Origin of the sequence: Pseudomonas putida, from assembly GCF_001636055.1 — a bacterium.
Taxonomy (GTDB): Bacteria; Pseudomonadota; Gammaproteobacteria; order Pseudomonadales; family Pseudomonadaceae; genus Aquipseudomonas; species Aquipseudomonas machongensis.
This window is the reverse complement of sequence record NZ_CP011789.1, coordinates 4,899,169-4,924,869: the sequence shown is the minus strand read 5'-3', so window position 1 is coordinate 4,924,869 and position 25,701 is coordinate 4,899,169. Positions and strand designations below refer to the sequence as shown.

Genomic DNA, 25,701 nt, shown 5'->3' with positions numbered 1-25,701 from the left:
CTTTCTCCGGCGGCGCTGGCCGCCTTAACGCAGACTTCTAGGGTTTTTCATGACGCGCTACATATTCGTCACGGGCGGTGTTGTTTCTTCATTGGGGAAAGGCATTGCCTCGGCTTCCCTGGCGGCCATCCTGGAAGCGCGGGGGCTCAAGGTCACCATGCTCAAGCTGGACCCGTACATCAACGTCGATCCGGGTACCATGAGCCCGTTCCAGCACGGTGAAGTGTTCGTCACCCACGACGGTGCCGAGACCGACCTCGACCTGGGCCACTACGAGCGGTTCATCCGCACCACGATGACCCAGAACAACAACTTCACCACCGGCCGTATCTACGAGCACGTGCTGCGCAAGGAACGCCGTGGTGACTACCTGGGCGCGACCATCCAGGTCATCCCGCACATCACCGACGAAATCAAGCGTCGCATCATCAAGGGCGCCGGCGATGCCGACGTGGCCCTGGTCGAGATCGGCGGCACCGTGGGCGACATCGAGTCGCAGCCATTCCTCGAAGCCATCCGTCAGTTGCGTGTCGAAGTGGGCTCCAAGCGCGCCATGCTGATGCACCTGACGCTGGTGCCGTACATCGCCACCGCCGGCGAAACCAAGACCAAGCCTACTCAGCACTCGGTCAAGGAGCTGCGCTCCATCGGCCTGCAGCCTGACGTGCTGATCTGCCGCTCCGACCACCCGGTCGATGCCTCTTCGCGCCGCAAGATCGCCCTGTTCACCAACGTCGAAGAGCGTGCGGTGATTTCGCTGGAAGACGTCGACACCATCTACAAGATTCCGGGCGTGCTGCACGCACAGGGCCTGGACGACTTCGTCGTCGAGCGTTTCGGCCTGCAGTGCAATGGCGCCGACCTGTCCGAGTGGGACAAGGTCGTCGACGCCAAGCTCAATCCCGAGCATGAAGTCACCATCGCCATGGTCGGCAAGTACATGGAGCTGCTGGATGCGTACAAGTCGCTGATCGAAGCGATGAGCCACGCCGGCATCACCAACCGCACCAAGGTCAACCTGCGCTACATCGATTCCGAAGACATCGAGAACCAGGGCACCGGCCTGCTCGAAGGCGCCGACGCCATCCTGGTGCCGGGCGGCTTCGGTCTGCGTGGCGTGGAAGGCAAGATCAAGGCCGTGCAGTTCGCTCGTGAGAACAAGGTTCCGTACCTGGGCATCTGCCTGGGCATGCAGGTCGCGGTCATCGAATTCGCCCGTAACGTGGTGGGCTGGAAAGACGCCAACTCCACCGAGTTCGATCGCAACGGCGCGCACCCGGTCGTCGGCCTGATCACCGAGTGGGCCGATGCCACCGGCGCCGTCGAAACCCGTACCGAAGCCTCCGACCTGGGCGGCACCATGCGCCTGGGCGCGCAGGACTGCCAGCTGATCGCCGGTTCCAAGGTCCACGACTGCTACGGCAGCGACGTGATCACCGAGCGTCACCGTCACCGCTACGAAGTGAACAACAACCTGCTGCCGCAACTGATCGACGCCGGCCTGGTGGTTTCCGGTCGTTCCGAAGATGGCGCGCTGGTCGAAGTGGTCGAGTCGAAGGATCACCCATGGTTCGTCGCCTGCCAGTTCCACCCGGAGTTCACCTCCACGCCTCGTGACGGTCACCCGCTGTTCAGCGGCTTCGTCAAGGCAGCCCTGGCACAGAAGAACAAGGCCTGATCCATGACCCAGAAGATCATTCGCGTCGGTAACATCGAGATCGCCAACGACAAGCCGTTCGTCCTGTTCGGCGGCATGAACGTCCTGGAGTCCCGTGATCTGGCCCTGAAGGTCTGCGAAGAGTACGTGCGGGTGACCGAAAAGCTCGGCATCCCGTACGTGTTCAAGGCCAGCTTCGACAAGGCCAACCGTTCGTCGGTGGCCTCGTACCGTGGTCCGGGCATGGAAGAGGGGCTGAAGATCTTCGAGGAGATCAAACGCACCTTCAACGTGCCGGTGATCACCGATGTGCACGAACCCTACCAGTGCGAACCGGTGGCCAAGGTCTGCGACATCATCCAGTTGCCGGCGTTTCTGTCGCGCCAGACCGACCTGGTAGTGGCCATGGCCAAGACCGGCGCGGTGATCAACATCAAGAAGGCCCAGTTCCTCGCCCCGCACGAGATGAAGCATATCCTCGCCAAGTGCGTCGAGGCCGGTAACGACCAGCTCATCCTCTGCGAGCGCGGTTCGAGCTTCGGCTACAACAACCTGGTGGTCGACATGCTCGGCTTCGGCATCATGAAGCAGTTCGAGTACCCGGTGTTCTTCGATGTCACCCACTCGCTGCAGACGCCGGGTGGTCGTGCCGACTCCGCCGGCGGTCGCCGTGCCCAGGTCACCGACCTGGCCAAGGCGGGCATGAGCCAGGGCCTGGCCGGCCTGTTCCTCGAAGCTCACCCGGATCCGGACAACGCCAAGTGCGATGGCCCATGCGCCCTGCGCCTGGACAAGCTGGAGCCATTCCTGGCGCAGCTCAAGCAACTGGACGACCTGGTGAAAAGTTTTCCGACGGTAGAGACCGCGTAAAGCTCGTTTCTCGGGTAAAGTACCGCCCGTTCCATCCCCTGGCCTGCCGGTCAGGGGCTCCCTTCGCCAGGCCTGCCCGTGCCATGTCGCCTGGTGAACGGCAAGAATTCCCAAAGCTGCGTTGTTTTCGTCAATTCTGGAGTGCTTACAACAATGGCAAAGATCGTCGACATCAAAGGTCGTGAAGTTCTCGATTCGCGTGGCAATCCCACCGTGGAAGCCGATGTGCTGCTCGACAACGGCATCATCGGCAGCGCTTGCGCGCCGTCTGGTGCTTCCACTGGCTCGCGCGAAGCGCTGGAGCTGCGTGATGGCGACAAGAGCCGTTACCTGGGCAAGGGCGTGCTGAAGGCTGTCGGCAACATCAATGGTCCGATCCGTGACCTGCTGCTGGGCAAGGACCCTTCCGACCAGAAAGCACTCGACCGTGCCATGATCGAACTGGACGGTACCGAGAACAAGGCCAAGCTGGGCGCCAACGCCATCCTCGCCGTGTCCCTGGCCGCTGCCAAGGCTGCTGCACAGGACCAGGACCTGCCGCTGTACGCACACATCGCCAACCTCAACGGCACCCCTGGCCAGTACTCGATGCCGGTGCCGATGATGAACATCATCAACGGCGGCGAGCACGCCGACAACAACGTCGACATCCAGGAATTCATGGTCCAGCCGGTCGGCGCCAAGACCTTCTCCGACGGCCTGCGCATGGGCACCGAGATCTTCCACCACCTCAAGGCTGTCCTGAAGGCTCGTGGCCTGAACACTGCCGTGGGTGACGAAGGTGGCTTTGCCCCGAACCTGGCCTCCAACGAAGACGCCCTGGCGGCCATCGCCGAAGCGGTCGAGAAGGCCGGCTACAAGCTGGGCACCGACGTCACCCTGGCCCTGGACTGCGCCGCTTCGGAGTTCTACGAAGACGGCAAGTACAACCTGTCTGGTGAAGGCAAGTCGTTCGACGCCGAAGGTTTCGCCGACTACCTGAAAGGCCTGACCGAGCGCTTCCCGATCATCTCGATCGAAGACGGCCTGGACGAGTCCGACTGGGCTGGCTGGAAGATCCTGACCGACAAGATCGGTGCCAAGGTGCAATTGGTCGGCGACGACCTGTTCGTGACCAACACCAAGATCCTGAAAGAAGGCATCGAGAAGGGCATCGGTAACTCGATCCTGATCAAGTTCAACCAGATCGGCTCGCTGACCGAAACCCTGGAAGCCATCCAGATGGCCAAGGCCGCTGGCTACACCGCGGTGATCTCGCACCGTTCCGGTGAAACCGAAGACTCGACCATCGCCGACCTGGCTGTCGGTACTGCTGCAGGCCAGATCAAGACCGGTTCGCTGTGCCGCTCCGACCGCGTCTCGAAGTACAACCAATTGCTGCGTATCGAAGAGCAACTGGGCGCCAAGGCCGTCTACCGTGGCCGTGCCGAGTTTCGCGGCTGAGCAAGAGATGGTAAAAAGGCAGCAGCCGGGGCTGTCTGAGCGTTCTCACTGAGCGCTCAGCGCCTTCAAACGGGTTTCTGTCGACGAAGCCTGGCCTCGGCCAGGCTTCGTGCTATCGGAAGCTCGCTGCGGCGGCCTTTTACCCTGGATATCTTCATGCGCAGTCCCTATTGGTTGTTCCTCGTCCTGCTGTTGTTGCTCGGAGGCCTGCAATATCGCCTCTGGGTCGGTAATGGCAGCCTGGCGCAAGTGGCCGAGCTGCAACAGCAGATCGCCGACCAGCATGCCGAAAACGAACGGCTGCTGGAACGCAATCGCGTGCTCGACGCTGAAGTGCTGGAGTTGAAGAAAGGTATGGAGACCGTGGAAGAACGGGCTCGTCATGAACTGGGGATGGTCAAGGAGGGCGAAACCCTCTACCAGTTGCCACAGAAATGATCCATGAACTGCCGGCCTTCTGGGCCGTGATTCCTGCCGCGGGCATTGGTGCCCGCATGGCTGCCGACCGCCCCAAGCAGTATCTGCAACTGGGCCGGCAGACCATCCTCGAGCATAGCCTCGACTGTTTTCTCGACCATCCCACGCTCAAGGGGGTGGTGGTCAGCGTTGCCGAAGAAGATCCCTACTGGCCTGGCTCGCGCTGTGCGAACGATAGGCGCATTCAGCGCGCAGCGGGTGGGCGCGAGCGTGCCGATTCGGTATTGAATGCCCTGTTGCTGTTGCACGCCCAAGGGGCGGCCGACGATGACTGGGTGCTGGTGCACGATGCTGCGCGGCCGAACCTGGCGCGCGGCGATCTGGACAAGCTGCTGTCGGAGCTGGCCGATGATCCGGTGGGCGGGCTGCTGGCGGTGCCTGCGCGCGATACCCTCAAGCGTGCCGACGCGAGTGGCCGGGTCAGCGCCACGGTGGACCGCACCACCATATGGCAGGCCTACACGCCGCAGATGTTCAGGCTTGGCATGCTGCACCGGGCGCTGGCCGAGTGCCTGGTGGCGGATGTGGCAGTGACCGATGAATCCTCCGCCATTGAGTGGGCCGGGCATGCGCCGCGGCTGATCGAAGGGCGTAGTGACAACATCAAGGTGACCCGTCCGGAAGATTTGGAGTGGTTGCGTCAGCGCTGGGCTGGGCGGAGCTGAGGCTTTAGCCTGTGCCCGCTTCTTTGCGGGCTCAGCCTGGCTGATACTCCGGCAATCCTGCCAACCCGTCCTTCAGATAGTCGACCAACCGCCGTACCTTGGGTGACAGGTGCCGCTGTTGCGGATACAGCGCCCACACCGCAGTGTTCGGCGGTTGGTGCGCCTCCAGCAGCGACACCAGTGCCCCGGCATGCAGATGCTCGAGCACGTAGTAATCCGGTAACTGACACAACCCCATTCCCTGCAGCGCCGCGTCGAGTACCGCCTGGCCGCTGTTGCAGCGCCAGTTGCCTTGGACCCGTTGGCTGATTTCACGGCCATCCTGCTGCAGTACCCACAGGTCCGAACTGCCCACCAGGCAATTGTGCCGTGCCAGTTCCGACAGGCTGTGCGGTCGGCCGTAACGCTCCAGATACGCTGGCGATGCACACAGGTACATGCGCCGCGGTGCGAGGCGCGTGGCCACCAGGCGTGAATCCTGTAGGCGTCCCAGGCGAATAGCCAGGTCCATGCCCTCGTGCAGCAGGTCCAGCGTACGGTTGCTCAGCTCCACCTCGACGCGCAACTGTGGATACAGCGCCATGAAACGAGTCACCAGTGGCACGATGAAACGCTCGCCGTAGGCCACCGCGCAGGTCATGCGCAGCAGACCTTTGGGTTCGCTGGCCAGGTCCCCCATCGCGCGCAGCGCTTCTTCGCGGCCATCCTGCAAACGCTGGCAGTGTTGCAGAAACGTCTGCCCGGCCTCACTCAGGGTCACGCGCCGGGTGCTGCGGTACAGCAGGCGGGTTTGCAGGCGTTCTTCCAGGCGAGCGATCTGTCGGCTGATATGCGATGAAGAAACCCCCAGTCGTTCGGCGGCCGCGGTGAACTGGCCCGACTCGGCGACCGCGACGAACTCGTCGATTCCTTCCCAGCGACTGCTCATTGATTATCCCTGCGTGGCAATAATGTTTTGCATTTGCCCGGATTATTCATCAAAAAAGCATGAATTACACTGGTGACTTGAACCGATACCTAGCTTGGAGCCCTTCATGATCAAGTCCCGCGCCGCTGTTGCCTTCGAGGCCAAGAAACCCCTGGAAATCGTCGAAGTGGACGTGGCCATGCCCAAGGCGGGCGAGGTGCTGCTGCGCGTGGTCGCCAGCGGTGTCTGCCATACCGATGCCTACACACTCTCCGGCGCGGACCCGGAAGGTATCTTCCCGTCGATCCTCGGCCACGAGGGCGGGGCAATCGTCGAAGCGGTGGGTGAGGGTGTCACGTCGCTGGCCGTTGGTGACCACGTGATCCCGCTGTACACCCCGGAATGTGGCAAGTGCAAATTCTGCCTGTCGGGCAAGACCAACCTGTGCCAGGCCATCCGCGCCACCCAGGGCAAGGGCCTGATGCCTGATGGCACCACCCGCTTCAGCTACAAAGGGCAGCAGCTGTTCCACTACATGGGCACCTCGACCTTCTCCGAGTACACCGTTCTGCCGGAGATCTCCGTGGCCAAGATCCAGAAGGAAGCGCCGCTGGAGAAGGTCTGCCTGCTCGGTTGCGGCGTGACCACCGGTATCGGTGCGGTACTCAACACCGCCAAGGTCAAGCCGGGTGACACCGTGGCCATTTTCGGCCTGGGCGGCATTGGTCTGTCGGCGGTGATCGGTGCGGTGAAGGCCAAGGCCTCGCGCATCATCGCCATCGACATCAACCCGGCCAAGTTCGAGATCGCCCGCCAGCTGGGCGCCACCGACTGCATCAATCCGAAGGACTACGATCGTCCGATCCAGGAAGTGATCGTCGACCTCACCGATGGCGGCGTGGACTTCTCCTTCGAATGCATCGGCAATGTCCAACTGATGCGTGCGGCGCTCGAGTGCTGCCACAAGGGCTGGGGCGAGTCGGTGATCATCGGTGTGGCCGGCGCGGGCCAGGAAATCGCCACCCGTCCATTCCAGTTGGTTACCGGCCGGGTATGGCGTGGTTCGGCATTCGGCGGCGTGCGTGGGCGCAGCGAGTTGCCAAGTTACGTGGAAATGTCCGAGAAGGGCGAGATTCCGCTGGACACCTTCATTACCCACACCATGGGTCTGGAGGACATCAACAAGGCCTTCGACCTGATGCATGAAGGCAAAAGCATCCGCAGCGTGATCCACTTCTGAGGTCAGCTATGAGCCTGGACAACATCTCCTGCCAGAAGAGCTTCGGCGGCTGGCACAAGCGCTACAAGCATCACTCCAAGGTGCTGGGCTGCGACATGGTGTTCGCCGTCTACCTGCCACCGCAGGCCGAGCAGGGCGAGAAACTGCCGGTGCTGTACTGGCTCAGTGGCCTTACCTGCACCGACGAAAATTTCATGCAGAAGGCCGGCGCTCAGCGCCTGGCCGCCGAGCTAGGCCTGATCATCGTTGCGCCCGACACCAGCCCGCGTGGCGAGCAGGTGCCCGGCGATCCGGAGGGGGCCTGGGATTTCGGGCTCGGCGCCGGCTTCTACCTCAATGCCACCCAGCAGCCCTGGGCCCAGCATTACCGCATGCACGATTACGTGGTGCAGGAGCTGCCGGCGTTGATCGAGGCGCATTTCCCTGCGTCCGATCAGCGCAGTATCAGTGGTCATTCGATGGGCGGGCATGGGGCGCTGGTCTGCGCCCTGCGCAACCCGGGGCGCTACCGATCGGTGTCGGCGTTCTCGCCGATCAGCAACCCGATGGATTGCCCGTGGGGCGAAAAAGCCTTCTCGCGCTACCTGGGTGAAGACCGCGCGCGCTGGCGTGAATGGGATGCCAGCGTGCTGCTGGCCGAAACCCCGGCTGGCCAGTGTCCGCCGTTGCTGGTCGACCAGGGCGATCGCGATGATTTCCTCGACAAGCAGCTCAAGCCTGGAACGTTGGAGCAGGCGGCGCGTAAAGCGGGGCATGAACTGACCCTGAGGCTGCAGCCGGGGTATGACCACAGCTACTACTTCATTGCCAGCTTCATCGATGAGCACCTGCGTCATCACGCCGTCGCACTTGGGCGGGTGTAGTGTTGCAGCAGCGGCCCCAATAGCGGCCAAAGCAGGTAGAATCACGCCCTGACTCAATCAGGGCGTTTTTCTATGCGTATTGGCCACGGCTACGATGTGCACCGTTTTGCTGACGGTGATTTCATTACCTTGGGCGGGGTGCGTATTCCCCACAAATACGGCCTGCTGGCCCATTCCGATGGTGATGTGCTGCTGCACGCCCTGAGCGATGCCTTGCTTGGCGCTGCAGCGCTGGGTGACATCGGCAAGCATTTTCCTGACACCGACCCACAGTTCAAGGGCGCTGACAGCCGCGTGCTGCTGCGTCATGTGGTGGCCGTCGTGCAGGCCAAGGGCTGGAAGGTGGGCAACGTCGACGCCACCATCGTCGCCCAGGCGCCGAAGATGGCGCCGCACATCGACACCATGCGCCGCTTCATCGCCGAGGACCTGCAGGTCGAGCTCGACCAGGTCAACGTCAAGGCGACCACCGAGGAAAAGCTCGGCTTCACTGGCCGTGAGGAGGGCATCGCCGTGCATGCGGTCGCCCTGTTGCTGCCAGCATGACCGAACTGGAACTGCTGGGCCCGCGCGCCAGCGGCGAGGCCCTTGGCCGCGCCGTGCTCAAGGCGGTCGCCGATGATTTTCAGGTCGATGAAGTGCTCGACATCCCACTGTCCGGTCAAGGCGAGCACCTGTGGCTGTGGGTCGAGAAGCGCGACCTGAACACCGAGGAAGCGGCCCGACGCCTGGCGCGCGCGGCCGGTGTGCCGGTTCGTGCCATCAGTTATGCCGGCCTGAAGGACCGTCAGGCGTTGACCCGGCAGTGGTTCAGTCTGCATCTGCCGGGCAAGGCCGATCCTGACCTGTCCCGTGCCGAAGACGACAGCCTGCGCGTGCTCAAACAGGTGCGTCACCAGCGCAAACTCCAGCGCGGCGCGCACTCGGCCAATGGTTTCACCCTGCGACTGACGGCACTGAGCGCCGATCACCAGGCGCTGGATGCACGTCTGGAACAGCTCAAGGTGCAAGGCGTACCGAACTATTTCGGTACCCAGCGCTTCGGTCATGCCGGCGGAAACGTCCACGATGCACTCGACTGGGCGTCTCGAGAGGCGCTGCCGGAGCAGCGCAATGTGCGTTCGCGGCTGCTGTCTGCGGGACGCAGCTACCTGTTCAATCAGGTTCTGGCGGCGCGAGTGGCGGACGGAAGCTGGAACCAGGCGCAGGTTGGCGATCTTCTGGCCTTCACGGATAGCCGTAGCTTTTTTCCGGCTGGCGAGCAGGAATGCTCCGATCCTCGGCTGGCAATTCTCGACCTTCATCCCACCGGACCCCTGTGGGGCGCGGGTCTTCCGTCAAGCGCGGGCGGGACCGCGGCGCTGGAAACGGCAGTCGGTGAGCGCCATCCGGCACTCTGCAAATGGCTGGGCAGGGCAGGACTGGATCACGAACGGCGCATCCTGCGGCTCCCTATTGGGCGGCTGACGTGGCATTATCCCGAGCCTGATATCCTGCAACTGGAATTCGTCCTTCCGGCCGGATGCTTCGCCACCGTGGTGGTGCGCGAACTTGTGGATCTGGTGCCGGCAGGGCAGACGGAAAGCCCATGCGTATTCTGATTTCCAACGACGACGGTGTTACCGCCCCCGGCCTCGCTGCGCTTCACGGTGCGCTGCAGGACTACGCCGAGTGCGTGGTGATCGCCCCGGATCAAGACAAAAGCGGCGCCAGCAGTTCGCTGACGCTCGACCGGCCACTGCACCCACAGGTGTTGGCCAACGGTTTCATCAGCCTCAACGGCACGCCTACAGATTGCGTGCACCTGGGGCTCAATGGCCTGTTGCCGGAAACGCCAGACATGGTCGTCTCCGGTATCAACCTGGGCGCCAACCTGGGCGACGACGTGCTGTACTCCGGCACGGTCGCCGCTGCATTGGAGGGCCGCTTTCTCGGCGGCACTTCGCTGGCGTTCTCGTTGCTGTCGCGCCTGCCGGACAACCTGCCCACCGCCGCCCATATCGCCCGGCGCCTGGTCGAGGCGCAGTCGCGCCTGGAACTGCCGGCGCGTACCGTGCTCAACGTCAACATCCCCAACCTGCCGCTGGAGCATATCCGCGGGATACGCCTCACCCGTCTGGGGCATCGGGCACGTGCGGCCGCACCGACCAAGGTCGTCAATCCGCGTGGCAAGGAAGGGTACTGGATCGCCGTGGCCGGTGACGCCGAGGACGGCGGCCCAGGCACTGACTTCCATGCAGTGATGCAAGGCTATGTATCGATCACGCCGCTGCAACTGGATCGCACCTTCAACGATGCCTTCGAGCGCCTCGATGGCTGGCTGGAGGGGCTGCTTTGATGCGCGAACAGGATGATCTGCAGCGCCGTGGCGGCATTGGCATGACCTCCCAGCGTACCCGGGAGCGCCTGATTCAACGCTTGTATGAAGAGGGCGTGTCGAACACCAAGGTGCTCGAGACCATTCGCCGCACCCCTCGCCACCTGTTCGTCGATGAAGCCTTGGCCCATCGGGCGTATGAAGATACTGCGCTGCCGATCGGCCATAACCAGACGATTTCCCAGCCATTCATGGTTGCGCACATGAGCGAACTGCTGCTGGAGGCCGGCCCGCTGGACAAGGTGCTGGAGATCGGCACCGGTTCTGGTTACCAGACGGCCATCCTGGCGCAGCTGGTCGAGCGTGTGTTTTCGGTCGAGCGGATCAAGGTGCTGCAGGATCGTGCCAAGGAGCGTCTGGTTGAGCTCAACCTGCGTAACGTGGTGTTTCGTTGGGGCGACGGCTGCGAAGGCTGGCCGGCGCTGGCGCCTTACAACGCCATCATCGTCACCGCGGTGGCGCCGGAAGTCCCCCAGGCCTTGCTCGATCAGTTGGCACCCGGCGGACGCATGGTGATTCCGGTAGGGGCGGCGGGCGAAGCACAGCAACTGTTGCTGATCGTTCGTGAGGAGCAGGGCTTCTCGCGCCGGGTGCTGGGCGCCGTACGCTTCGTGCCGCTTCTCAACGGGCCACTGGCCTGACGGCCGACGGAATATGTGCGGTTGTAACGAATTCTTGCGCCGCGGGCTTGTCTATCTGGCGGGGTGAGGCAAACCCCGCCAGAATGACAGCGCCCGTACGGGCCACCCAAGCGGGTCGGGCTCGGTTATAATTGAAACAATATTGCATATCGTCATATCCAGTTTTCGGCACCATGAGGGGAGCGCGGGTGGGTCACACAATCATTCGGCAGCGCAAGGATCGGTCGGTTTTCAAGCTTCTGGTGATTGCGCTGGCCATGGGAACCTTGCTGGCGGGATGCTCCAGCACCGGCTCCAGTGGCGCTCGGGTGGTCGATCGCAACAACGCGGCACCCAAGCGTCCGACCGTGACCTCGGGGCAGTATGTGGTCAAACCTGGCGATACCCTGTTCTCCATCGCCTTCCGCTACGGCTGGGACTACAAGGAGCTGGCCGCGCGCAATGGCATCTCGGCGCCCTACACCATCCGTCCTGGCCAGCCGATTCGTTTCAGCAGCGGCGCTGGAGGCTCCACCACCGTCGTATCGTCCGGTCCCTCGTCGTCGAGCAGGACCACGGTCATTCGCCGTCCGGTTGGTACGCAGACCCCGCCAGTAACAAATAGCGACAAGCCGGCAACAGCTTCCCCTGCCACAGCCGCTCCGACCGTCACCCAGGTGCCGGCCGCAGAGCGTGCGGTGGGGGGCTGGACTTGGCCGGCGAACGGCGTGCTGATTGGAAAATTCGCTTCAAACGGTAGTTTGAATAAAGGCATTGATATCGCCGGAGATTTGGGACAGCCTGTTTTTGCTGCATCTGATGGTGCGGTGGTTTACGCCGGGAGTGGCTTGCGGGGCTACGGCGAACTCATCATCATCAAGCACAATGATACCTACGTCAGTGCCTACGGCCACAACCGCAGGCTCATGGTTCGGGAGGGGCAGCAGGTCAAGGCAGGGCAGACGATCGCAGAAATGGGGTCTACGGGCACTGATCGGGTGAAGCTGCATTTCGAGATTCGCCGCCAGGGCAAACCCGTCGACCCACTCCAGTTCCTGCCACGCCGTTGATTGTTGCACCAGCCTGTTCCTGAAGACGTAAAGGGGACAGGCTTTAGCGCTGCCAGGGAATCAGGCGCCGCTAGAGTCTGAGGTTCGAACTCAGCAAAGGACTATAACAATGGCTCTCAGCAAAGAAGTGCCGGAGTTTGACATCGACGATGACCTCCTCTTGATGGAGACAGGTATCGTTTTGGAAACGGATGTGGTGTCAGACGAACCTGCTGTACCTTCGGTTCGGACCAGGGCCAAAACGGGCTCATCGCTCAAGCAGCACAAGTACATCGATTACAGCCGTGCGCTCGACGCCACGCAGCTGTACCTCAACGAAATCGGTTTCTCGCCATTGCTCTCCCCGGAAGAGGAAGTGCACTTCGCGCGCCTGTCGCAGAAGGGCGACCCGGCCGGCCGCAAACGCATGATCGAAAGCAACCTGCGTTTGGTCGTTAAGATTGCCCGCCGCTACGTCAATCGCGGCCTGTCGCTGCTCGACTTGATCGAGGAGGGCAACCTGGGGTTGATCCGCGCCGTGGAGAAGTTCGATCCGGAGCGCGGCTTCCGTTTCTCGACCTACGCGACCTGGTGGATCCGCCAGACCATCGAACGGGCGATCATGAACCAGACCCGCACCATTCGCCTGCCGATCCACGTGGTCAAGGAGCTCAACGTCTACCTGCGCGCTGCGCGCGAGCTCACCCAGAAGCTCGACCATGAGCCGTCCCCCGAAGAAATTGCCGGGCTGCTGGAGAAACCAGTGGCTGAGGTCAAGCGCATGCTTGGGCTCAACGAGCGTGTCTCCTCGGTCGACGTGTCCTTGGGCCCGGATTCGGACAAGACGCTGCTCGACACCCTTACCGATGACCGCCCCACCGATCCGTGTGAGTTGCTGCAGGACGACGACCTGTCGCAGAGCATCGACCAATGGTTGGGCGAGCTGACCGACAAGCAGCGGGAGGTGGTGATTCGCCGTTTCGGTCTGCGTGGCCATGAGAGCAGTACGCTTGAGGATGTTGGCCTGGAGATTGGCCTCACCCGTGAGCGTGTACGGCAGATCCAGGTGGAGGGGCTCAAGCGTCTGCGTGAGATCCTGGAAAAGAACGGCCTGTCCAGCGAGTCGCTGTTCCAATAAGCTGCTGCGCGCAAACAGAATGCCCCGATGACCTCGGGGCATTTTTTTGCCTGGGAAATTGTTCAACCTGCTAGCGCTGTTGCTTGGCGTGTAAGAGATCGCTTACTCGTGGTGTAAGCCTTCGCTACCACCAAGAGTAAACAATTGCCTTTTTCAGCAACGATATTTTCTTAACTCTCTGAAAATCATGGATTTTTTTGATATTTGCAAATGTGTCAGTTGTAGCATCTTGTGAGGTGCGCAGGTTGCTCGCGCTGGGGAAATCGCTAGTATCTGAAGTGTGCCGACGGACTGGCACAGGCTTTCAAGGATGATCGCCAAGGACATCGCAGGATGCGATTCATCAGGATGATGAATGGGACAAGCAGGGACTACGGAAAAAATGTGGGCGGGTCAAACCGCCCCTTTTTTTTGCCTGCGATTTCTCCTCGCTCGGGCTTGCATGAGCTCGAATGCCAGGCACAAAAAAGGCCCTTGCGGGCCTTTTTTCGTCACTGCAGCGATCAGCGCTCCAGATCAGCGATCTTGCCTGGCTTGCCATCCCATTCTTCAGCGTCCGGCAGGGGATCCTTACGCTCGGTGATGTTCGGCCATATCTCAGCCAGCTCGGCGTTGAGCTCGAGGAAGTTCTCCATCCCCGCAGGCACTTCGTCCTCCGAGAAAATGGCCTGTGCCGGGCACTCGGGCTCGCACAGCGCACAGTCGATGCACTCGTCCGGGTGAATGACCAGGAAATTCGGGCCTTCGTAGAAGCAGTCCACCGGACAGACTTCCACGCAGTCGGTGTACTTGCATTTGATGCAGTTGTCGGTGACGACGAAGGTCATTTCTAATTTTCTCCTCAGGCGACGGCAGCGTGCCCTTCCTTCCAGGGCAGCGCGGTTCACATTGGCTGCAGGCCAGGCTAATAACCTGCAGCTCCGGCAAACCGCGGCGGATTCTACCAGCTTGCGCGGCTGGCCGTTATAACAGGTTTTTCAGTTGATATAGCATTTCGATAGCTTGGCGAGGCGTCATGTCGTCCAGTGCCAGCTTGCCCAGCTTCTCGATGACCGGGTGGGGCAGGCTGGCGAACAGGTCGCTCTGGTGCGGCACGTGCGGTTCGCCCTTGGCTTTGGTCACCGGCGCCTCGTGGGGCAGGCTGGCGGTTTCCAGGCGGCCCAGGTGTTCGCGAGCGCGCAGGATGACTTGCGACGGCACGCCCGCCAGTTGCGCCACTGCCAGGCCATAGCTCTGGCTGGCGGGGCCTGGCAGCACATGGTGCAGGAACACGATACGCTCGTTGTGCTCGGTGGCGTTCAGGTGCACGTTGGCCACCAGCGGCTCGCTGTCCGGCAGTACGGTCAGTTCGAAGTAGTGGGTGGCGAACAGGGTGTAGGCGCGCAACTGCGCCAGACGTTCGGCAGCGGCCCAGGCCAGCGACAGGCCGTCGAAGGTACTGGTGCCGCGGCCGACCTCGTCCATCAGTACCAGGCTACGGTCGGTGGCATTGTGCAGGATGTTGGCGGTCTCGCTCATCTCTACCATGAAGGTCGAGCGGCCGCCGGCCAGGTCGTCGCTGGACCCGATGCGGGTGAAGATGCGGTCCACCAGCGACAGTTCGCAGCGCGCTGCCGGCACGAAGCTGCCGATATGCGCCATCAGCACGATCAATGCGGTCTGGCGCATATAGGTGGATTTACCGCCCATGTTCGGACCGGTGATGATCAGCATGCGGGTGTTGTTGTCCAGGCCCAGGTCGTTGGCCACGAACGGCGTGGTCAGTACCTGCTCGACCACTGGATGACGCCCTTGCTCGATGCGCAGGCACGGCTCGTCGACGAAGCTCGGGCAGTTCAGGTCCAGGGTCAGTGCGCGCTCGGCGAGGTTGCTCAACACGTCCAGTTCGGCCAGCGCCGCAGCGCTGTCCTGCAACGGCGCGAGGTGGCTGATCAAGGTCTCGAGCAGTGCATCGTAGAGCATCTTCTCGCGGGCCAGGGCGCGGCTCTTGGCCGACAACGCCTTGTCTTCGAACGCCTTGAGTTCAGGCGTGATGAAGCGCTCGGCGCCCTTGAGCGTCTGGCGGCGGATATAGTCGCCCGGCGCTTGTTCGGCTTGTTTGGTGGGCAGCTCGATGAAATAGCCATGCACACGGTTGTAGCCGACCTTGAGATTGGCAAGCCCGGTGCGGGCTTTCTCACGGGCTTCGAGGTCGATCAGGAACTGACCGGCATTCTCGCTCATGGCCAGCAGTTCGTCGAGTTCGCTGTCGTAGCCGGTCTTGAGCACGCCGCCGTCGCGGATCACCGCAGGCGGGTTGTCGATGATTGCCCGCTCCAGCAGGCTGGCCAGCTCCGGGTAGGTGCCGGTGATCGCCGCCAGGCGGGCCAGGTGGGGGGCCTCGAGCTCGGCCATGGCGTTCTGCAGTTCGGGCAGGGCGCCAAGGGCATCGCGCAGGCGTGCCAGATCACGTGGGCGGGCGTTGCGCAGGCCGATACGGGCGAGAATCCGCTCGATATCACCGATTTCCTTGAGTTGCGGCTGCAGCTTCTCGAAACGGTAGCCGTCGAGGAAGCAGCGAATCGAATCCTGGCGTGCCTGCAGGACTTTCAGGTCGCGCAGCGGGCGGTTCAGCCAGCGGCTCAGCAGGCGGCTGGCCATCGCTGTCTGGCAGCGGTCGATGACCGACTGCAGCGTGTTGTCGCGGCCACCGGCCAGGTTGATGTCCAGCTCGAGGTTGCGGCGGCTGGCGCCGTCGAGAATCACCGTGTCATCCATGCGCTCATGGCGCAGGCTGCGCAGATGCGGCAGGCTGGTGCGCTGGGTTTCCTTGGCGTAGGTCAGCAGGCAGCCGGCGGCGCCGATGGCCAGGGTCAGCTTGTCGCAGCCGAAGCCCTTGAGGTCCTGGGTCGCGAACTGCCGGCACAGACTCTTGCGCGCCGAGTCACGATCGAAGTCCCACGGAGCCCGACGGCGCGCTCCCGGGCGCTTCTCTGCCGGCAGGCCCTGGGGCCAGTCGTCGGGAATCAACAGCTCCACCGGGTTGATGCGCTCGAGTTCGGCAAGCAGGTTTTCCCAGCCCTTGATCTCCTGCACGGTGAAGCTGCCGCTGGTGATGTCCAGCACAGCGAGGCCGAACAAGCGTTCGTCACCCAGCAGGGCGGCGATCAGGTTGTCGCGGCGCTCGTCGAGCAGCGCCTCGTCGCTGACCGTACCCGGCGTGATGATACGCACTACCTGGCGCTCAACCGGGCCCTTGCTGGTGGCCGGGTCGCCGATCTGCTCGCAGATCACCACCGATTCGCCGAGCTTGACCAGCTTGGCCAGGTAGCCTTCCAGCGAGTGGAACGGAATCCCGCACATGGGGATCGACTGGCCCGCCGACTGACCGCGTGCGGTCAGGGTGATGTCCAGCAGTTTCGCGGCTTTCTTCGCATCTTCGTAGAAGATTTCGTAGAAGTCGCCCATGCGGTAGAACATCAGCTGGTCTGGATGCTGGTTCTTCAGCTTCCAGTACTGTTGCATCATTGGCGTGTGTGCGGAGAGATCAGACATTCAGGGCCTTGAAACAGGTGGTCTGGTGGCAATTTCGAAACCCGCAATGGTACAGGCTTTTTTCGCCTGCTGCAGGACACAAAGGGCAGGGCACCGCTATGATTTGTCGATTTTCCGGACAGGCCCGAATACAGCACGAGGAATTCCATGCCAAGGGTGGCGTTTTATCTGATGGTCGCAGGCTTGAGCCTGCCGTTACCGGTCATGGCGGCTGCACAGTGCCCTTTCCCGCAGGGTATGCAGGCGTCGATAGAGGCTTCGCGGCATGTCGTCCAGGCACGGGCTGACGGGACACCGCGGGAGCAGTTGCTGCAGGGGATACCGACCAAGCTTGACGAGCCGACCCGCCAGTTGCTGCGGGAGATCGTGAGTGAAGTCTATGACAATGAGCCGGTGCAGGCCGATGTGTATGCGGCCTATCGCTTCGAGCACTGTTTCCTGTCTCAGCAGCATGCCGAGACTGTCGCTGCAATCAAGTTCAGCGACGCATTGCCGTTGCTGCGCAAGTGCGAGCAGATCGAACCGCTGGGCGCGCGTCCGCCTTGCGCGATGCGGGCGGTGCACGCGGTGACGGGTATCCCTGAATGATCGCGTGTGCAGGGCGCGCTGTATGCATTTGCATTTCCCATCGATCTGCAGCAATATGCATTTTATGCAAAAGCGCAACGTAGCCACTGTACTCAGAGAACTGCTCGATCGCCACGGCCTGTCCCCGACGGAGCTGCACCGGCGCACGGGCGTACCGCAATCCACCCTGTCTCGGATCCTCAGCGAGAAAATTGTCGATCCGTCAGACAAGCATGTCTCCAGGATCGCCGAATACTTCGGCGTGAGCACCGATCAGTTGCGTGGCCGCATAGAGCTGGGTGAGTCCCGCGAAGCGCAGCCCATGCATGGTCATGTGGACCTGAGCGACATCAGCCTGTGGGACGATGAAACCCCCGTCGAGGATGACGAGGTGTCCGTTCCATTTCTTCGAGAGGTCGAATTGGCAGCAGGATCAGGAAGATTCGTCATCGAGGAAAGCGAGCGCGCGCGCCTGCGTTTCGGCAAGCGCAGCCTGCGCCACAATGGTGTGCAGTTCGACCAGGCCAAGTGCGTCACGGTGCGCGGCAACAGCATGCTGCCGGTGCTACGCGATGGTGCGACGGTCGGCGTCAACACCGGCAAATGTGCCATTGGCGACATCATCGATGGCGATCTCTACGCCATCAACCACAATGGCCAGCTGCGGGTGAAGCAGGTCTATCGCCTGCCCACCGGCATACGCCTGCGCAGCTTCAACCGCGATGAACATCCCGACGAAGACTACAGTTTCCAGCAGATGCAGGAAGAGCAGATCAGCCTGCTCGGGCATGTCTTCTGGTGGGGCATGTACGCACGCTGACCCGCAAATCCGCTGTATAAAAACCCGCTTCGGCGGGTTTTTTCATGCATACGAAATATCCCCGCCTCCCGCCTTTCATCCCCGTCGCCACAAACTCTACCCGGCCTACAAAATTTTTAGGCTCTCTGAAAAGCCCTACAAGCCATACCCGACAAGGCCTTCATGCATTTAAGCAACTCCTCATGCATAAATTTTTTCAAAAATGCATTGACTGCATATGCATCAGTGCATAGCCTGTATCTCAAGCCGGACAGCAACCGGTTGTTACACAGGCAGCGATGAACAGGCCTTGACTGTTCAGAGGGTTGGCAACTGGCCCGGGTGTGCAGCGTAAAGCACCACGATCAGTTATCCGGCGGGCAGGTGGCCGCGGTCGGAGTCACAAATTTGAAGCGGAACCGGTCGGTGTCACCAGATGTGACCGACGGTTCGACAACGCATTACTGAAGGGCCTGCACGGACGGGCCTTTTGGAATGCCGCGTTATACGGCAAGGGATCCACCGGCACTCGCCGGTGGCCATGACACAGGAGACAGGACAGTGACGAACGAGCAACAGGCGTTGCTGGAGATGCCGCTCTGGCTGGTGATCGTCCTGGCATTGCTGGGAGGGCTTTCCGGCGAGATGTGGCGGGCCGACAAGGCCGGTGCCCGAGGCTGGTCGCTGCTGCGGCGGCTGGCGCTGCGCTCGGGGGCTTGCATGGTCTGCGGGGTGTCGACGGTGATGCTGCTGTATGCCAGTGGCATGTCGATCTGGAGCGCCAGCGCCTTCGGGTGCCTGACCGCGATGGCGGGGGCCGATGTGGCCATCGGCCTCTACGAACGCTGGGCAGCCAGGCGCCTTGGTTTGAAGGACGAACGATAGGAGTGCGGCACATGAGCGAACTGGCCACCTTGCATGCGGCCTTGACCGCAACGATTCGAGAGGCGATTCCGGAGCTGGCATCGGTCGATGCCTATACGGAAGTAGGACATGCCCCGGCATTGCCTGCGTTGCGCCATGGCATCGTGCGCATGACTGCCGATGCTGCGCCCAGGGATGGACGCTCGGTGCTGGTCACCACCTTCGAGGCGGACATCACCCCCGATGCCGCCAACCCCGAGGCACGCCTGCAGGGCAGTGTGCTGGCCGCGCAACTGATGGACCTGTTGCGCCAGCAGCTATGGGGGCTCGACTTCGTCGAGCCCAGCCGCAATTTACGGGCGTTCTTCGCCGGGGCTGGCTGGCGCGTGCGCTGGGACCAGCCGGTGCTGCTGGGCGAACTGCAATGGCACTGGCCCGACCAACCGCCAGGCAGCCTCCGGCTGGGCTTCAGTCCAGACACGGGGCCCGGCAATGAAAGCCAGTACATCGCCCCGGAGGACCTGGCATGAGCTACGTCAGCGCCACGCATGACCGCATGCTCGCCACCCTGGTGATTCCCTGTCGTGTGGTGGCGGTGGATTTGGCCGCTGCCCGGGTCCGGGTGTCCGATGGTGGCGGCTGGACCAGCGCCTGGGTGCGCTGGCATGCCCAGGCGGCGGGCAAGGCTCGGCACTGGCGGGCGCCAAGTCTGGGTGAGCAGGGCGTGTTGCTCAGCCCCAGTGGCGAACCGGCGCAAGGTACTTTTTTTGCCGGGCTGTATGGCAATGCCGGCCTCCCGCCAGACAACCGCGAGCACGCCGAGGTCTGGCGCTTCGATGACGGCGGTTCGCTGACCTACGACTGGCAGGCCCGGCGTTATGACATCGAACTGCCCAGCGGCAACGCACGCATCAAGGTCGGTGCCAGCACTCTGGTGGTCAGTGACGGCGCGATCACCCTCGAGGCCTCGAGCATCACCCTGACCGGCAAGGTCACGGTCAACGGCCCGCTGACTGTCAGCGGCGACATCAACGGCGGCGGGCGGATCATCGATACCGCCGGCAACACGCCCAACCACAAACACTGAACCCAGCCCGCCATCGCGGGCTTTTTCATGCCAGGAGAACGCAATGGATACCCATCAACGCGCCCGGGCTTTTCCGGGAGGCGCGCCATGATCGGCCTGGACCGTCGCACCGGCTTGCCACTGGCCGGGATCGCTCACCTGCGCCAGTCCATCGAGGACATTCTCACCACCCCTCTGGGCAGTCGCCGCATGCGCCCGGACTACGGCAGCCAACTGCGCCGCTATGTCGACCTGCCGGTCAACGAAGGCTGGAAGAGCGCGGTCCAGGCCGAGGTCGCCCGCGCCCTTGGGCGCTGGGAGCCACGCCTGCAACTGGAGCGAGTGAAGGTCGTGGCCGTGCTCGACGGCCAGGTCAGCCTGGCCCTGAGCGGTCGTTACCTGGGCGACGACGCCCTGGTGGAGGTGAGCGTATGAGCCAGGTAGACCTGTCAAAACTGCCCGCCCCGCAACTGCTCGAAGACCTTGATTTCGAGGCGCTGTACGAGGCCGACCTTGAAACCTTTCGTGCACATATGGGCGATGGCTGGACGGCACAGCTGGAAAGCGATCCGGTCACCAAGCTGCTCGAAGTCGGCGCCTACCGAAAACTGCTCAACCGGGCACGCATCAATGATGCTGCGAAGGCTTTGCTGCTCGCCTATGCCCAGGGCCGCGACCTTGACCAACTGGCGGCCAACGTTTCGTTGCAGCGCCTGGTGATCCAGGCCGCCGCCCCCACCACCGTTCCGCCCACCGAGGCGATTCTCGAGTCCGACGACGCTCTGCGCGAACGTGTGCAACTGGTCTATGAAGGCCTGACCACCGCCGGCCCGCGCAACAGTTACATCCTCCACGCCCGCAACGCCTCGGGACGGGTCGCCGACGCGACCGCCGAAAGCCCGTCGCCGGCGGTGGTCGATGTCACGGTACTGAGCATCGATGACGACGGTGTCGCGCCCCAGGCGCTGCTCGACGAAGTCAACGCCTATCTCAACGACGAGGACATCCGCCCGGTTGCCGACCGGGTCAATGTGCGCAGCGCCCAGGTGCTGCCATACCGGATCGACGCCGTGCTGCACATGGCCGACAACGGCCCCGAGTACGAGGCCATCCTCAGCGAGTGCCGGCGTCGTCTGCAGGCCTGGATCAATCCGCGGCGCCGCCTGGGTGTCGAGGTCGCCCGCTCTGGCATCGACGCCCAGTTGCACATCGACGGCGTCAGCCGGGTCGAGTTGATCGACTGGACCGACATCCGCCCGAGCAAGGCCCAGGCTGCCTGGTGCACAGGCTTCGACCTCAAGCGCGGAGGCTGACATGCGAAGCCTTCTGCCGCTCAACCGCACCCCGCTGGAGCGGGCCATCGAAACGGCTGGCGACGAAGACCTCAAGGTCACCCTGCGTCAGCTCTACAACCCCGACACCTGCCCCGCGCACTTGCTCTATCAGCTGGCCTGGGCCTGGTCGGTGGATCGCTGGGACGACAGCTGGAGCGACACCGTCAAGCGTTCGGTGATTCGCTCGGCATTCTTCGTCCATGCCCACAAGGGCACCCTCGGCGCCCTCAGGCGGGTGGTCGAGCCGTTCGGTTACCTCATCGAGGTGCAGGAGTGGTGGCAGGCCCAGCCTGCCGGGGTGCCGGGGACTTTCGCGCTGAAGATCGGCGTCGAGAACTCGGGCATCAGCGAGCAGACCTACAACGAACTGTCGGCCCTGATCGACGACGCCCGTCCCGTCAGTCGGCACATGACCGGCATGGTGATCAGCCTGGAAAGCAACGGCGCCTTCCATCTCGGCTGCGCGCTCCAGGATGGCGACGAGCTCGACATCTATCCACCGGCTCCGCGTGATATCGACGTCGATGGCGTCATCGGGCGCGGCGGCCGAGAACACACAATCGATACCTTGGACATTGCACATGGTTGACCAGACTTCTCAGTTCTACGCCATCCTCACCAATGTGGGCGCGGCGAAGCAAGCCAATGCGGATGCCTTGGGCATTCCGTGGAAAATCACCCAGATGGGCGTTGGCGACGCCAACGGCACCGACCCGACCCCCAACGCCACCCAGACCAGCCTGATCAACGAATGGCGCCGCGCGCCGTTGAACCAGCTCAAGGTGGACGACAAGAACAGCGCGGTGATCGTCGCCGAGCAGGTGATCCCCGCCGACGACGGCGGGCGCTGGATCCGTGAGATCGCGCTGTATGACGCCGACGGCGACATGGTCGCGGTGGCCAATTGCGCCCCCACCTACAAGCCACTGCTCAGCCAGGGCTCGGGCCGTACTCAGGTCGTGCGGATGAACCTGATCGTCAGCAGCGCGAGCAATGTGCAGTTGAAGATTGACCCTGCGGTAGTGCTGGCTACCCGAGAGTGGGTCAGCGAGGAGTTGGCCAGGCAGGATTTCAAGCATTCGGTGCTGGTAGCGACTACTGCACCCATCGCCTTGAGCGGGTTGCAGACGGTCGATGGCGTGGCGCTGGTCACTGGGGCCCGGGTGTTGGTCAAGAACCAGGCGGCTGCCAAGGACAACGGCCTGTACTTGGCGGCCGGCGGTGCTTGGGCACGTTGCAGCGATGCCAACACCGACGCCAAGATCACGCCGGGCCTACTGGTGCTGGTGGAGAAGGGGACGGTCAATGGTGACAGTGCCTGGCAACTGGTGAGCGACGGGCCTATCAGCTTGGGTATCAGCGCCCAGGACTACGAAATGGCCTTTGGACGCAGCGGCGTTGCTGTTGGGACCTATCGCAGTGTAACAGTCGACAAGTATGGGCGTGTGGTGGCGGCGACGAACCCTAGCACTGTGGCAGGTTATGGTCTGACCGATGTTTACACTGCTGCCCAGATAGACACCGCGTTGACGCTCAAGGCTCCTTTGATCAGCCCGATGTTTACTGGAAATCCCGTTGCACCGACGCAGCCGCGTTTCACCGCCAATACAACGCTGGCGAGCACAGACTTCGTGCATTCTCGAGGTCAGCAATTCAATGGCGTCTCGGTTTACAACGGCACGTCCGTCGTTGCAGGTACCATCGCTCACGTGGGAGGGGTGGTACATTTCTGGGGTAGTGGTATTCAAGCATATACGGTACCTAACTCCGCACTCATCTCAGCCACTCCCGGCAGCACGATCCGCGTACACAACTGGGGCTGGCAAGCACTATCGGTCACACCTCAGGGAGCGGATGAATTACAGGAAAGTATGGCGACCTCATCGTCGAAGCTACCTCGAATGCTTCCACCCGATACCTATGTGGATTTGACTTACATCGGCACGGGTAAGTGGATGATGTTAGGTACCGGAGTCGAGCACCTTCGCCAGCCTTGGGCCAAGTACTTAGGTACAACGGGTTACTATCGCCTACCTAATGGACTCATCGAGCAATGGGGCTTTCGTTATTCCTTGGTGGGTGCCTCTAGTATATCCATCGATACGGTGTTCCCGGTCGCCTTTTCAACTGCCTGCTTGAGCCTGGTCGTCACCGTCGGAGTGGCGATAGACGATTACGACCGCGATCCTTCTTATCGCTTATCACGCCAAGAAGTCAGTCACGGTCACCCTACCCCTACTGGCTTCGAAGGCCAGGTCTTCAATGATAACTACCTGAACAATTCCCGTTCTATGCATTGGCGCGCGCTGGGCTATTGAACACGTGCAGAAAGTTTGAACATTCTCTAGGGAGCTGAAATGACCATTTACGCAAGTAGCCAGGCAAGAGCGTTTTACAGTGACGAGGTGTCGTCGACGCTCCCGCCTGATGCTCAAGCAATATCCGATGATCTCCACGAGTGCTTGTTGGCGGGGCAAAGCGAGGGAAAACTTATAGACTTTTCCTTGCATCCCCCGCGCCTCGTTGATGCCGCAGATTCTTGGCCAAGCAGTAAAGAACTGTCCAGACGTATCGATGACCGGGTCGCTGACGTTTATGCCAGATGGGTTAGGTTCGAACCCGAATATGCAGCCCGTGAAAAAGCTGCAGTGGCTTATCGTAAAGCAGGTTACAGCGGTGAGCCAGGGGGCTGGATTAAATATTATGCCGCCACTACGGGGCTGAGTCTTGAGGCAGCGACCAATCTGATCCTCGATAAGGCGCAACAACGTGAATCCACTCTCGAAGCCTTGGCCAGTTTCAGATTACGCAAACATGAACTATTCAACTTGGAAGGTGAAGCTAGACAAGCGCTTTATCAAGAAATAATTGAGCGAGTCCAGGCGACAACTTTGCTGCTTGAATCTCTCGAAGGCTTGCCTAATCCGCATCAGGGCGCGGGGCAGCCGTCCTAAAACCCGCCAGTCCATGCTTTGACAGAGTCAAAGAGCATTTCCCAATACCCCGCAGGCCCTGCATTCCCCGCAGGGCCTTTTTATATCCGACTTGGAGACAACCTACATGAGTGGATTCTTCCACGGCGTCACCGTAACCAACGTGGACACCGGCGCCCGCAACATCGCACTGCCGTCGTCCTCGATCATCGGCCTGGTCGACACCTTCACCGAAGGTGCCGGTGTCACGGCCAAGGCCAACGACCTCGTCCTCATCACCAGCGAGCGTGAAGCCGTGGCCGCCTTCGGCGCCGATGCGGCGATCACCAAGGCCTGCCGCGCCATCTACAGCCGCGCCAAGGCGGTCATCGTCGCTTGCGGCGTGGCCAAGCTCGAAGAGGCGGCCGAGCAGACCGCAGCGATCATCGGCAACGTGCTCGCCGACGGCAAGCGCACCGGCCTGCAGGCGCTGCTCGACGGCAAGAGTCGTTTCAACGCCCAGCCGCGCCTGCTGGTCGCGCCCAAGCACAGCGCCACCCAGGCGGTCGGCACCGCGCTGGTGGCACTGGCCGACAAGCTGCGCGGCATCGCTATCATCGACGGCCCTGGCACCACTGACGAAGCCGCGCTCGCCTACGCCAAGAACTTCGGCGCCAAGCGCGCCTTCCTGGTCGATCCGGGCGTGCGCTACTTCGACACCGTCGCCGAGGCGACCGTCGATGCGCCAGGTTCGGCCTGGGTCGCCGGCCTGTTCGCCTTCACTGACCGCGAGTACGGCTTCTGGGCCTCGCCATCGAACAAGGAGTTCGTCGGCATCACCGGCACCAGTCGCCCGGTGGAGTTCCTCGATGGCGACGACAGCTGCCGCGCCAACCTGCTGAACAACGCCAACATCGCCACCATCATTCGCGATGACGGCTTCCGACTGTGGGGCAACCGCACCCTGTCCAGCGATCCGAAGTGGGCCTTCGTCACCCGCGTGCGGACCATGGACATCGTCATGGACGCGATCCTCTACGGCCACAAGTGGGCCGTCGACCGCTCCATCACCGCCACCTACGTCAAGGACGTCACCGAGGGCTTGCAGGCCTTCATGCGCGACCTGAAGAACCAGGGCGCGATCATCAACTTCGAGGTCTTCGCCGATCCGGAGTTGAACACCGCCAGCCAACTGGAGCAGGGCAAGGTGTACTGGAACATCCGCTTCACCGACGTACCGCCTGCCGAAAACCCCAATTTCCGCGTCGAAGTCACCAACCAGTGGCTGACCGAAGTCCTCGATTCCGCCGCTTAAGGAG

27 protein-coding genes are annotated in these 25,701 nt (G+C 62.2%); 24 read left to right on the top strand and 3 right to left on the bottom strand.

Features of this window, described 5'->3' with window-relative positions; translation table 11 throughout:
* Positions 1–49: 49 nt before the first annotated feature.
* From AB688_RS22190 to ispD, 5 genes are all read left to right on the top strand, one after another.
* Entirely contained in the window at positions 50–1,678 is a 1,629-nt protein-coding gene (locus tag AB688_RS22190) for a CTP synthase (RefSeq protein WP_054891064.1), read from the top strand.
* 3 nt (positions 1,679–1,681) lie between these two features.
* Positions 1,682–2,527: a 3-deoxy-8-phosphooctulonate synthase gene (gene kdsA / locus AB688_RS22185; RefSeq protein ID WP_054891063.1), complete on the top strand. Its 846-nt coding sequence runs from the start codon at positions 1,682–1,684 to the stop codon at positions 2,525–2,527.
* A 153-nt stretch (positions 2,528–2,680) separates the two neighbouring features.
* Positions 2,681–3,970 (top strand): phosphopyruvate hydratase, encoded by a 1,290-nt coding sequence (gene eno / locus AB688_RS22180; protein WP_054891062.1) that lies wholly within the window; start codon positions 2,681–2,683, stop codon positions 3,968–3,970.
* Between the two features lie 156 nt (positions 3,971–4,126).
* The gene (gene ftsB / locus AB688_RS22175) at positions 4,127–4,408 is read left to right on the top strand and encodes a cell division protein FtsB (protein WP_054891061.1); all 282 of its coding nucleotides are present in this window, start codon (positions 4,127–4,129) and stop codon (positions 4,406–4,408) included.
* The gene (ispD, locus tag AB688_RS22170; protein ID WP_063545914.1) at positions 4,405–5,112 is read left to right on the top strand and encodes a 2-C-methyl-D-erythritol 4-phosphate cytidylyltransferase; all 708 of its coding nucleotides are present in this window, start codon (positions 4,405–4,407) and stop codon (positions 5,110–5,112) included. Before ftsB ends, ispD begins: the two co-directional genes overlap by 4 nt.
* Positions 5,113–5,143: 31 nt before the next feature.
* On the opposite strand, the gene AB688_RS22165 is transcribed toward ispD, so the two are convergent.
* Entirely contained in the window at positions 5,144–6,040 is an 897-nt protein-coding gene (locus AB688_RS22165) for a LysR substrate-binding domain-containing protein (RefSeq protein ID WP_054891059.1), read from the bottom strand.
* A 106-nt stretch (positions 6,041–6,146) separates the two neighbouring features.
* Here AB688_RS22165 and AB688_RS22160 point away from each other — a divergent pair, with 106 nt between their 5' ends.
* The 8 genes from AB688_RS22160 (at position 6,147) to rpoS (ending at position 13,306) form a co-directional block, all read left to right on the top strand.
* The gene (locus AB688_RS22160) at positions 6,147–7,259 is read left to right on the top strand and encodes an S-(hydroxymethyl)glutathione dehydrogenase/class III alcohol dehydrogenase (protein ID WP_009686067.1); all 1,113 of its coding nucleotides are present in this window, start codon (positions 6,147–6,149) and stop codon (positions 7,257–7,259) included.
* A gap of 8 nt (positions 7,260–7,267) precedes the next feature.
* Positions 7,268–8,122, top strand: coding sequence for an S-formylglutathione hydrolase (fghA, locus tag AB688_RS22155; RefSeq protein WP_063545913.1), 855 nt, complete (start codon positions 7,268–7,270; stop codon positions 8,120–8,122).
* Between the two features lie 72 nt (positions 8,123–8,194).
* Positions 8,195–8,668, top strand: coding sequence for a 2-C-methyl-D-erythritol 2,4-cyclodiphosphate synthase (ispF, locus tag AB688_RS22150; protein ID WP_054891057.1), 474 nt, complete (start codon positions 8,195–8,197; stop codon positions 8,666–8,668).
* The gene (gene truD / locus AB688_RS22145; RefSeq protein ID WP_063545912.1) at positions 8,665–9,723 is read left to right on the top strand and encodes a tRNA pseudouridine(13) synthase TruD; all 1,059 of its coding nucleotides are present in this window, start codon (positions 8,665–8,667) and stop codon (positions 9,721–9,723) included. The genes ispF and truD overlap by 4 nt, the downstream gene beginning before the upstream one ends.
* A complete protein-coding gene (surE, locus tag AB688_RS22140) occupies positions 9,711–10,460 on the top strand; it encodes a 5'/3'-nucleotidase SurE (protein ID WP_054891055.1) in 750 nt (249 codons plus the stop codon). The genes truD and surE overlap by 13 nt, the downstream gene beginning before the upstream one ends.
* A 41-nt stretch (positions 10,461–10,501) precedes the next feature.
* On the top strand, positions 10,502–11,140 hold the full coding sequence (locus AB688_RS22135) for a protein-L-isoaspartate(D-aspartate) O-methyltransferase (RefSeq protein WP_162714454.1): 639 nt from the start codon (positions 10,502–10,504) through the stop codon (positions 11,138–11,140).
* A 188-nt stretch (positions 11,141–11,328) separates the two neighbouring features.
* Positions 11,329–12,189 (top strand): peptidoglycan DD-metalloendopeptidase family protein, encoded by an 861-nt coding sequence (locus AB688_RS22130; protein WP_063545911.1) that lies wholly within the window; start codon positions 11,329–11,331, stop codon positions 12,187–12,189.
* Positions 12,190–12,298: 109 nt separating this feature from the next.
* Complete coding sequence (rpoS, locus tag AB688_RS22125; protein ID WP_054891052.1) at positions 12,299–13,306, top strand: RNA polymerase sigma factor RpoS; 1,008 nt, start codon at positions 12,299–12,301, stop codon at positions 13,304–13,306.
* A gap of 503 nt (positions 13,307–13,809) precedes the next feature.
* Here rpoS and fdxA read toward each other — a convergent pair.
* Positions 13,810–14,133 (bottom strand): ferredoxin FdxA, encoded by a 324-nt coding sequence (gene fdxA / locus AB688_RS22120; RefSeq protein ID WP_054891051.1) that lies wholly within the window; start codon positions 14,131–14,133, stop codon positions 13,810–13,812.
* A 136-nt stretch (positions 14,134–14,269) separates the two neighbouring features.
* Positions 14,270–16,840: a DNA mismatch repair protein MutS gene (mutS, locus tag AB688_RS22115; RefSeq protein ID WP_063545910.1), complete on the bottom strand. Its 2,571-nt coding sequence runs from the start codon at positions 16,838–16,840 to the stop codon at positions 14,270–14,272.
* 147 nt (positions 16,841–16,987) lie between these two features.
* Between mutS and AB688_RS22110 the strand changes: the two genes are divergently transcribed.
* From AB688_RS22110 to AB688_RS22060, 11 genes are all read left to right on the top strand, one after another.
* Complete coding sequence (locus tag AB688_RS22110) at positions 16,988–17,428, top strand: hypothetical protein (RefSeq protein ID WP_063545909.1); 441 nt, start codon at positions 16,988–16,990, stop codon at positions 17,426–17,428.
* 64 nt (positions 17,429–17,492) lie between these two features.
* On the top strand, positions 17,493–18,227 hold the full coding sequence (locus AB688_RS22105) for a LexA family transcriptional regulator (RefSeq protein ID WP_063545908.1): 735 nt from the start codon (positions 17,493–17,495) through the stop codon (positions 18,225–18,227).
* Positions 18,228–18,767: 540 nt separating this feature from the next.
* A complete protein-coding gene (locus AB688_RS22100; protein ID WP_054891048.1) occupies positions 18,768–19,091 on the top strand; it encodes a phage holin family protein in 324 nt (107 codons plus the stop codon).
* 11 nt (positions 19,092–19,102) lie between these two features.
* Positions 19,103–19,600 carry a hypothetical protein gene (locus AB688_RS22095; protein WP_063545907.1) on the top strand — a complete coding sequence of 166 codons (498 nt, stop codon included), beginning with the start codon at positions 19,103–19,105 and terminating at the stop codon, positions 19,598–19,600.
* A complete protein-coding gene (locus AB688_RS22090; protein WP_063545906.1) occupies positions 19,597–20,157 on the top strand; it encodes a phage baseplate assembly protein V in 561 nt (186 codons plus the stop codon). The genes AB688_RS22095 and AB688_RS22090 overlap by 4 nt, the downstream gene beginning before the upstream one ends.
* Before the next feature lie 87 nt (positions 20,158–20,244).
* Positions 20,245–20,571, top strand: coding sequence for a GPW/gp25 family protein (locus AB688_RS22085; protein WP_063545905.1), 327 nt, complete (start codon positions 20,245–20,247; stop codon positions 20,569–20,571).
* A complete protein-coding gene (locus AB688_RS22080) occupies positions 20,568–21,449 on the top strand; it encodes a baseplate assembly protein (RefSeq protein ID WP_063545904.1) in 882 nt (293 codons plus the stop codon). Before AB688_RS22085 ends, AB688_RS22080 begins: the two co-directional genes overlap by 4 nt.
* Position 21,450: 1 nt before the next feature.
* Positions 21,451–22,059, top strand: coding sequence for a phage tail protein I (locus AB688_RS22075; RefSeq protein WP_063545903.1), 609 nt, complete (start codon positions 21,451–21,453; stop codon positions 22,057–22,059).
* The gene (locus tag AB688_RS26610; RefSeq protein ID WP_081255306.1) at positions 22,052–23,788 is read left to right on the top strand and encodes a phage tail protein; all 1,737 of its coding nucleotides are present in this window, start codon (positions 22,052–22,054) and stop codon (positions 23,786–23,788) included. The genes AB688_RS22075 and AB688_RS26610 overlap by 8 nt, the downstream gene beginning before the upstream one ends.
* A 39-nt stretch (positions 23,789–23,827) precedes the next feature.
* Positions 23,828–24,424 (top strand): hypothetical protein, encoded by a 597-nt coding sequence (locus AB688_RS22065; protein WP_063545902.1) that lies wholly within the window; start codon positions 23,828–23,830, stop codon positions 24,422–24,424.
* Between the two features lie 106 nt (positions 24,425–24,530).
* Positions 24,531–25,697: a phage tail sheath family protein gene (locus AB688_RS22060; protein WP_063545901.1), complete on the top strand. Its 1,167-nt coding sequence runs from the start codon at positions 24,531–24,533 to the stop codon at positions 25,695–25,697.
* Positions 25,698–25,701 lie beyond the last annotated feature (4 nt).

What these genes read in the sequence shown, in the direction of transcription:
- AB688_RS22060 (WP_063545901.1), top strand. Translation starts at nt 24,531, where the DNA reads ATGAGTGGATTCTTCCACGGCGTCACCGTAACCAACGTGGACACCGGC.
- ftsB (WP_054891061.1), top strand. Translation starts at nt 4,127, where the DNA reads ATGCGCAGTCCCTATTGGTTGTTCCTCGTCCTGCTGTTGTTGCTCGGA.
- AB688_RS22160 (WP_009686067.1), top strand. Translation starts at nt 6,147, where the DNA reads ATGATCAAGTCCCGCGCCGCTGTTGCCTTCGAGGCCAAGAAACCCCTG.
- rpoS (WP_054891052.1), top strand. Translation starts at nt 12,299, where the DNA reads ATGGCTCTCAGCAAAGAAGTGCCGGAGTTTGACATCGACGATGACCTC.
- truD (WP_063545912.1), top strand. Translation starts at nt 8,665, where the DNA reads ATGACCGAACTGGAACTGCTGGGCCCGCGCGCCAGCGGCGAGGCCCTT.
- AB688_RS22085 (WP_063545905.1), top strand. Translation starts at nt 20,245, where the DNA reads ATGATCGGCCTGGACCGTCGCACCGGCTTGCCACTGGCCGGGATCGCT.
- AB688_RS22075 (WP_063545903.1), top strand. Translation starts at nt 21,451, where the DNA reads ATGCGAAGCCTTCTGCCGCTCAACCGCACCCCGCTGGAGCGGGCCATC.
- AB688_RS22095 (WP_063545907.1), top strand. Translation starts at nt 19,103, where the DNA reads ATGAGCGAACTGGCCACCTTGCATGCGGCCTTGACCGCAACGATTCGA.
- surE (WP_054891055.1), top strand. Translation starts at nt 9,711, where the DNA reads ATGCGTATTCTGATTTCCAACGACGACGGTGTTACCGCCCCCGGCCTC.
- AB688_RS22065 (WP_063545902.1), top strand. Translation starts at nt 23,828, where the DNA reads ATGACCATTTACGCAAGTAGCCAGGCAAGAGCGTTTTACAGTGACGAG.
- AB688_RS22080 (WP_063545904.1), top strand. Translation starts at nt 20,568, where the DNA reads ATGAGCCAGGTAGACCTGTCAAAACTGCCCGCCCCGCAACTGCTCGAA.
- AB688_RS22110 (WP_063545909.1), top strand. Translation starts at nt 16,988, where the DNA reads ATGCCAAGGGTGGCGTTTTATCTGATGGTCGCAGGCTTGAGCCTGCCG.
- AB688_RS22105 (WP_063545908.1), top strand. Translation starts at nt 17,493, where the DNA reads ATGCAAAAGCGCAACGTAGCCACTGTACTCAGAGAACTGCTCGATCGC.
- eno (WP_054891062.1), top strand. Translation starts at nt 2,681, where the DNA reads ATGGCAAAGATCGTCGACATCAAAGGTCGTGAAGTTCTCGATTCGCGT.
- AB688_RS22135 (WP_162714454.1), top strand. Translation starts at nt 10,502, where the DNA reads ATGACCTCCCAGCGTACCCGGGAGCGCCTGATTCAACGCTTGTATGAA.
- ispD (WP_063545914.1), top strand. Translation starts at nt 4,405, where the DNA reads ATGATCCATGAACTGCCGGCCTTCTGGGCCGTGATTCCTGCCGCGGGC.
- AB688_RS22165 (WP_054891059.1), bottom strand. Translation starts at nt 6,040, where the DNA reads ATGAGCAGTCGCTGGGAAGGAATCGACGAGTTCGTCGCGGTCGCCGAG.
- kdsA (WP_054891063.1), top strand. Translation starts at nt 1,682, where the DNA reads ATGACCCAGAAGATCATTCGCGTCGGTAACATCGAGATCGCCAACGAC.
- mutS (WP_063545910.1), bottom strand. Translation starts at nt 16,840, where the DNA reads ATGTCTGATCTCTCCGCACACACGCCAATGATGCAACAGTACTGGAAG.
- AB688_RS22090 (WP_063545906.1), top strand. Translation starts at nt 19,597, where the DNA reads ATGAGCTACGTCAGCGCCACGCATGACCGCATGCTCGCCACCCTGGTG.
- AB688_RS22190 (WP_054891064.1), top strand. Translation starts at nt 50, where the DNA reads ATGACGCGCTACATATTCGTCACGGGCGGTGTTGTTTCTTCATTGGGG.
- ispF (WP_054891057.1), top strand. Translation starts at nt 8,195, where the DNA reads ATGCGTATTGGCCACGGCTACGATGTGCACCGTTTTGCTGACGGTGAT.
- fghA (WP_063545913.1), top strand. Translation starts at nt 7,268, where the DNA reads ATGAGCCTGGACAACATCTCCTGCCAGAAGAGCTTCGGCGGCTGGCAC.
- fdxA (WP_054891051.1), bottom strand. Translation starts at nt 14,133, where the DNA reads ATGACCTTCGTCGTCACCGACAACTGCATCAAATGCAAGTACACCGAC.
- AB688_RS26610 (WP_081255306.1), top strand. Translation starts at nt 22,052, where the DNA reads ATGGTTGACCAGACTTCTCAGTTCTACGCCATCCTCACCAATGTGGGC.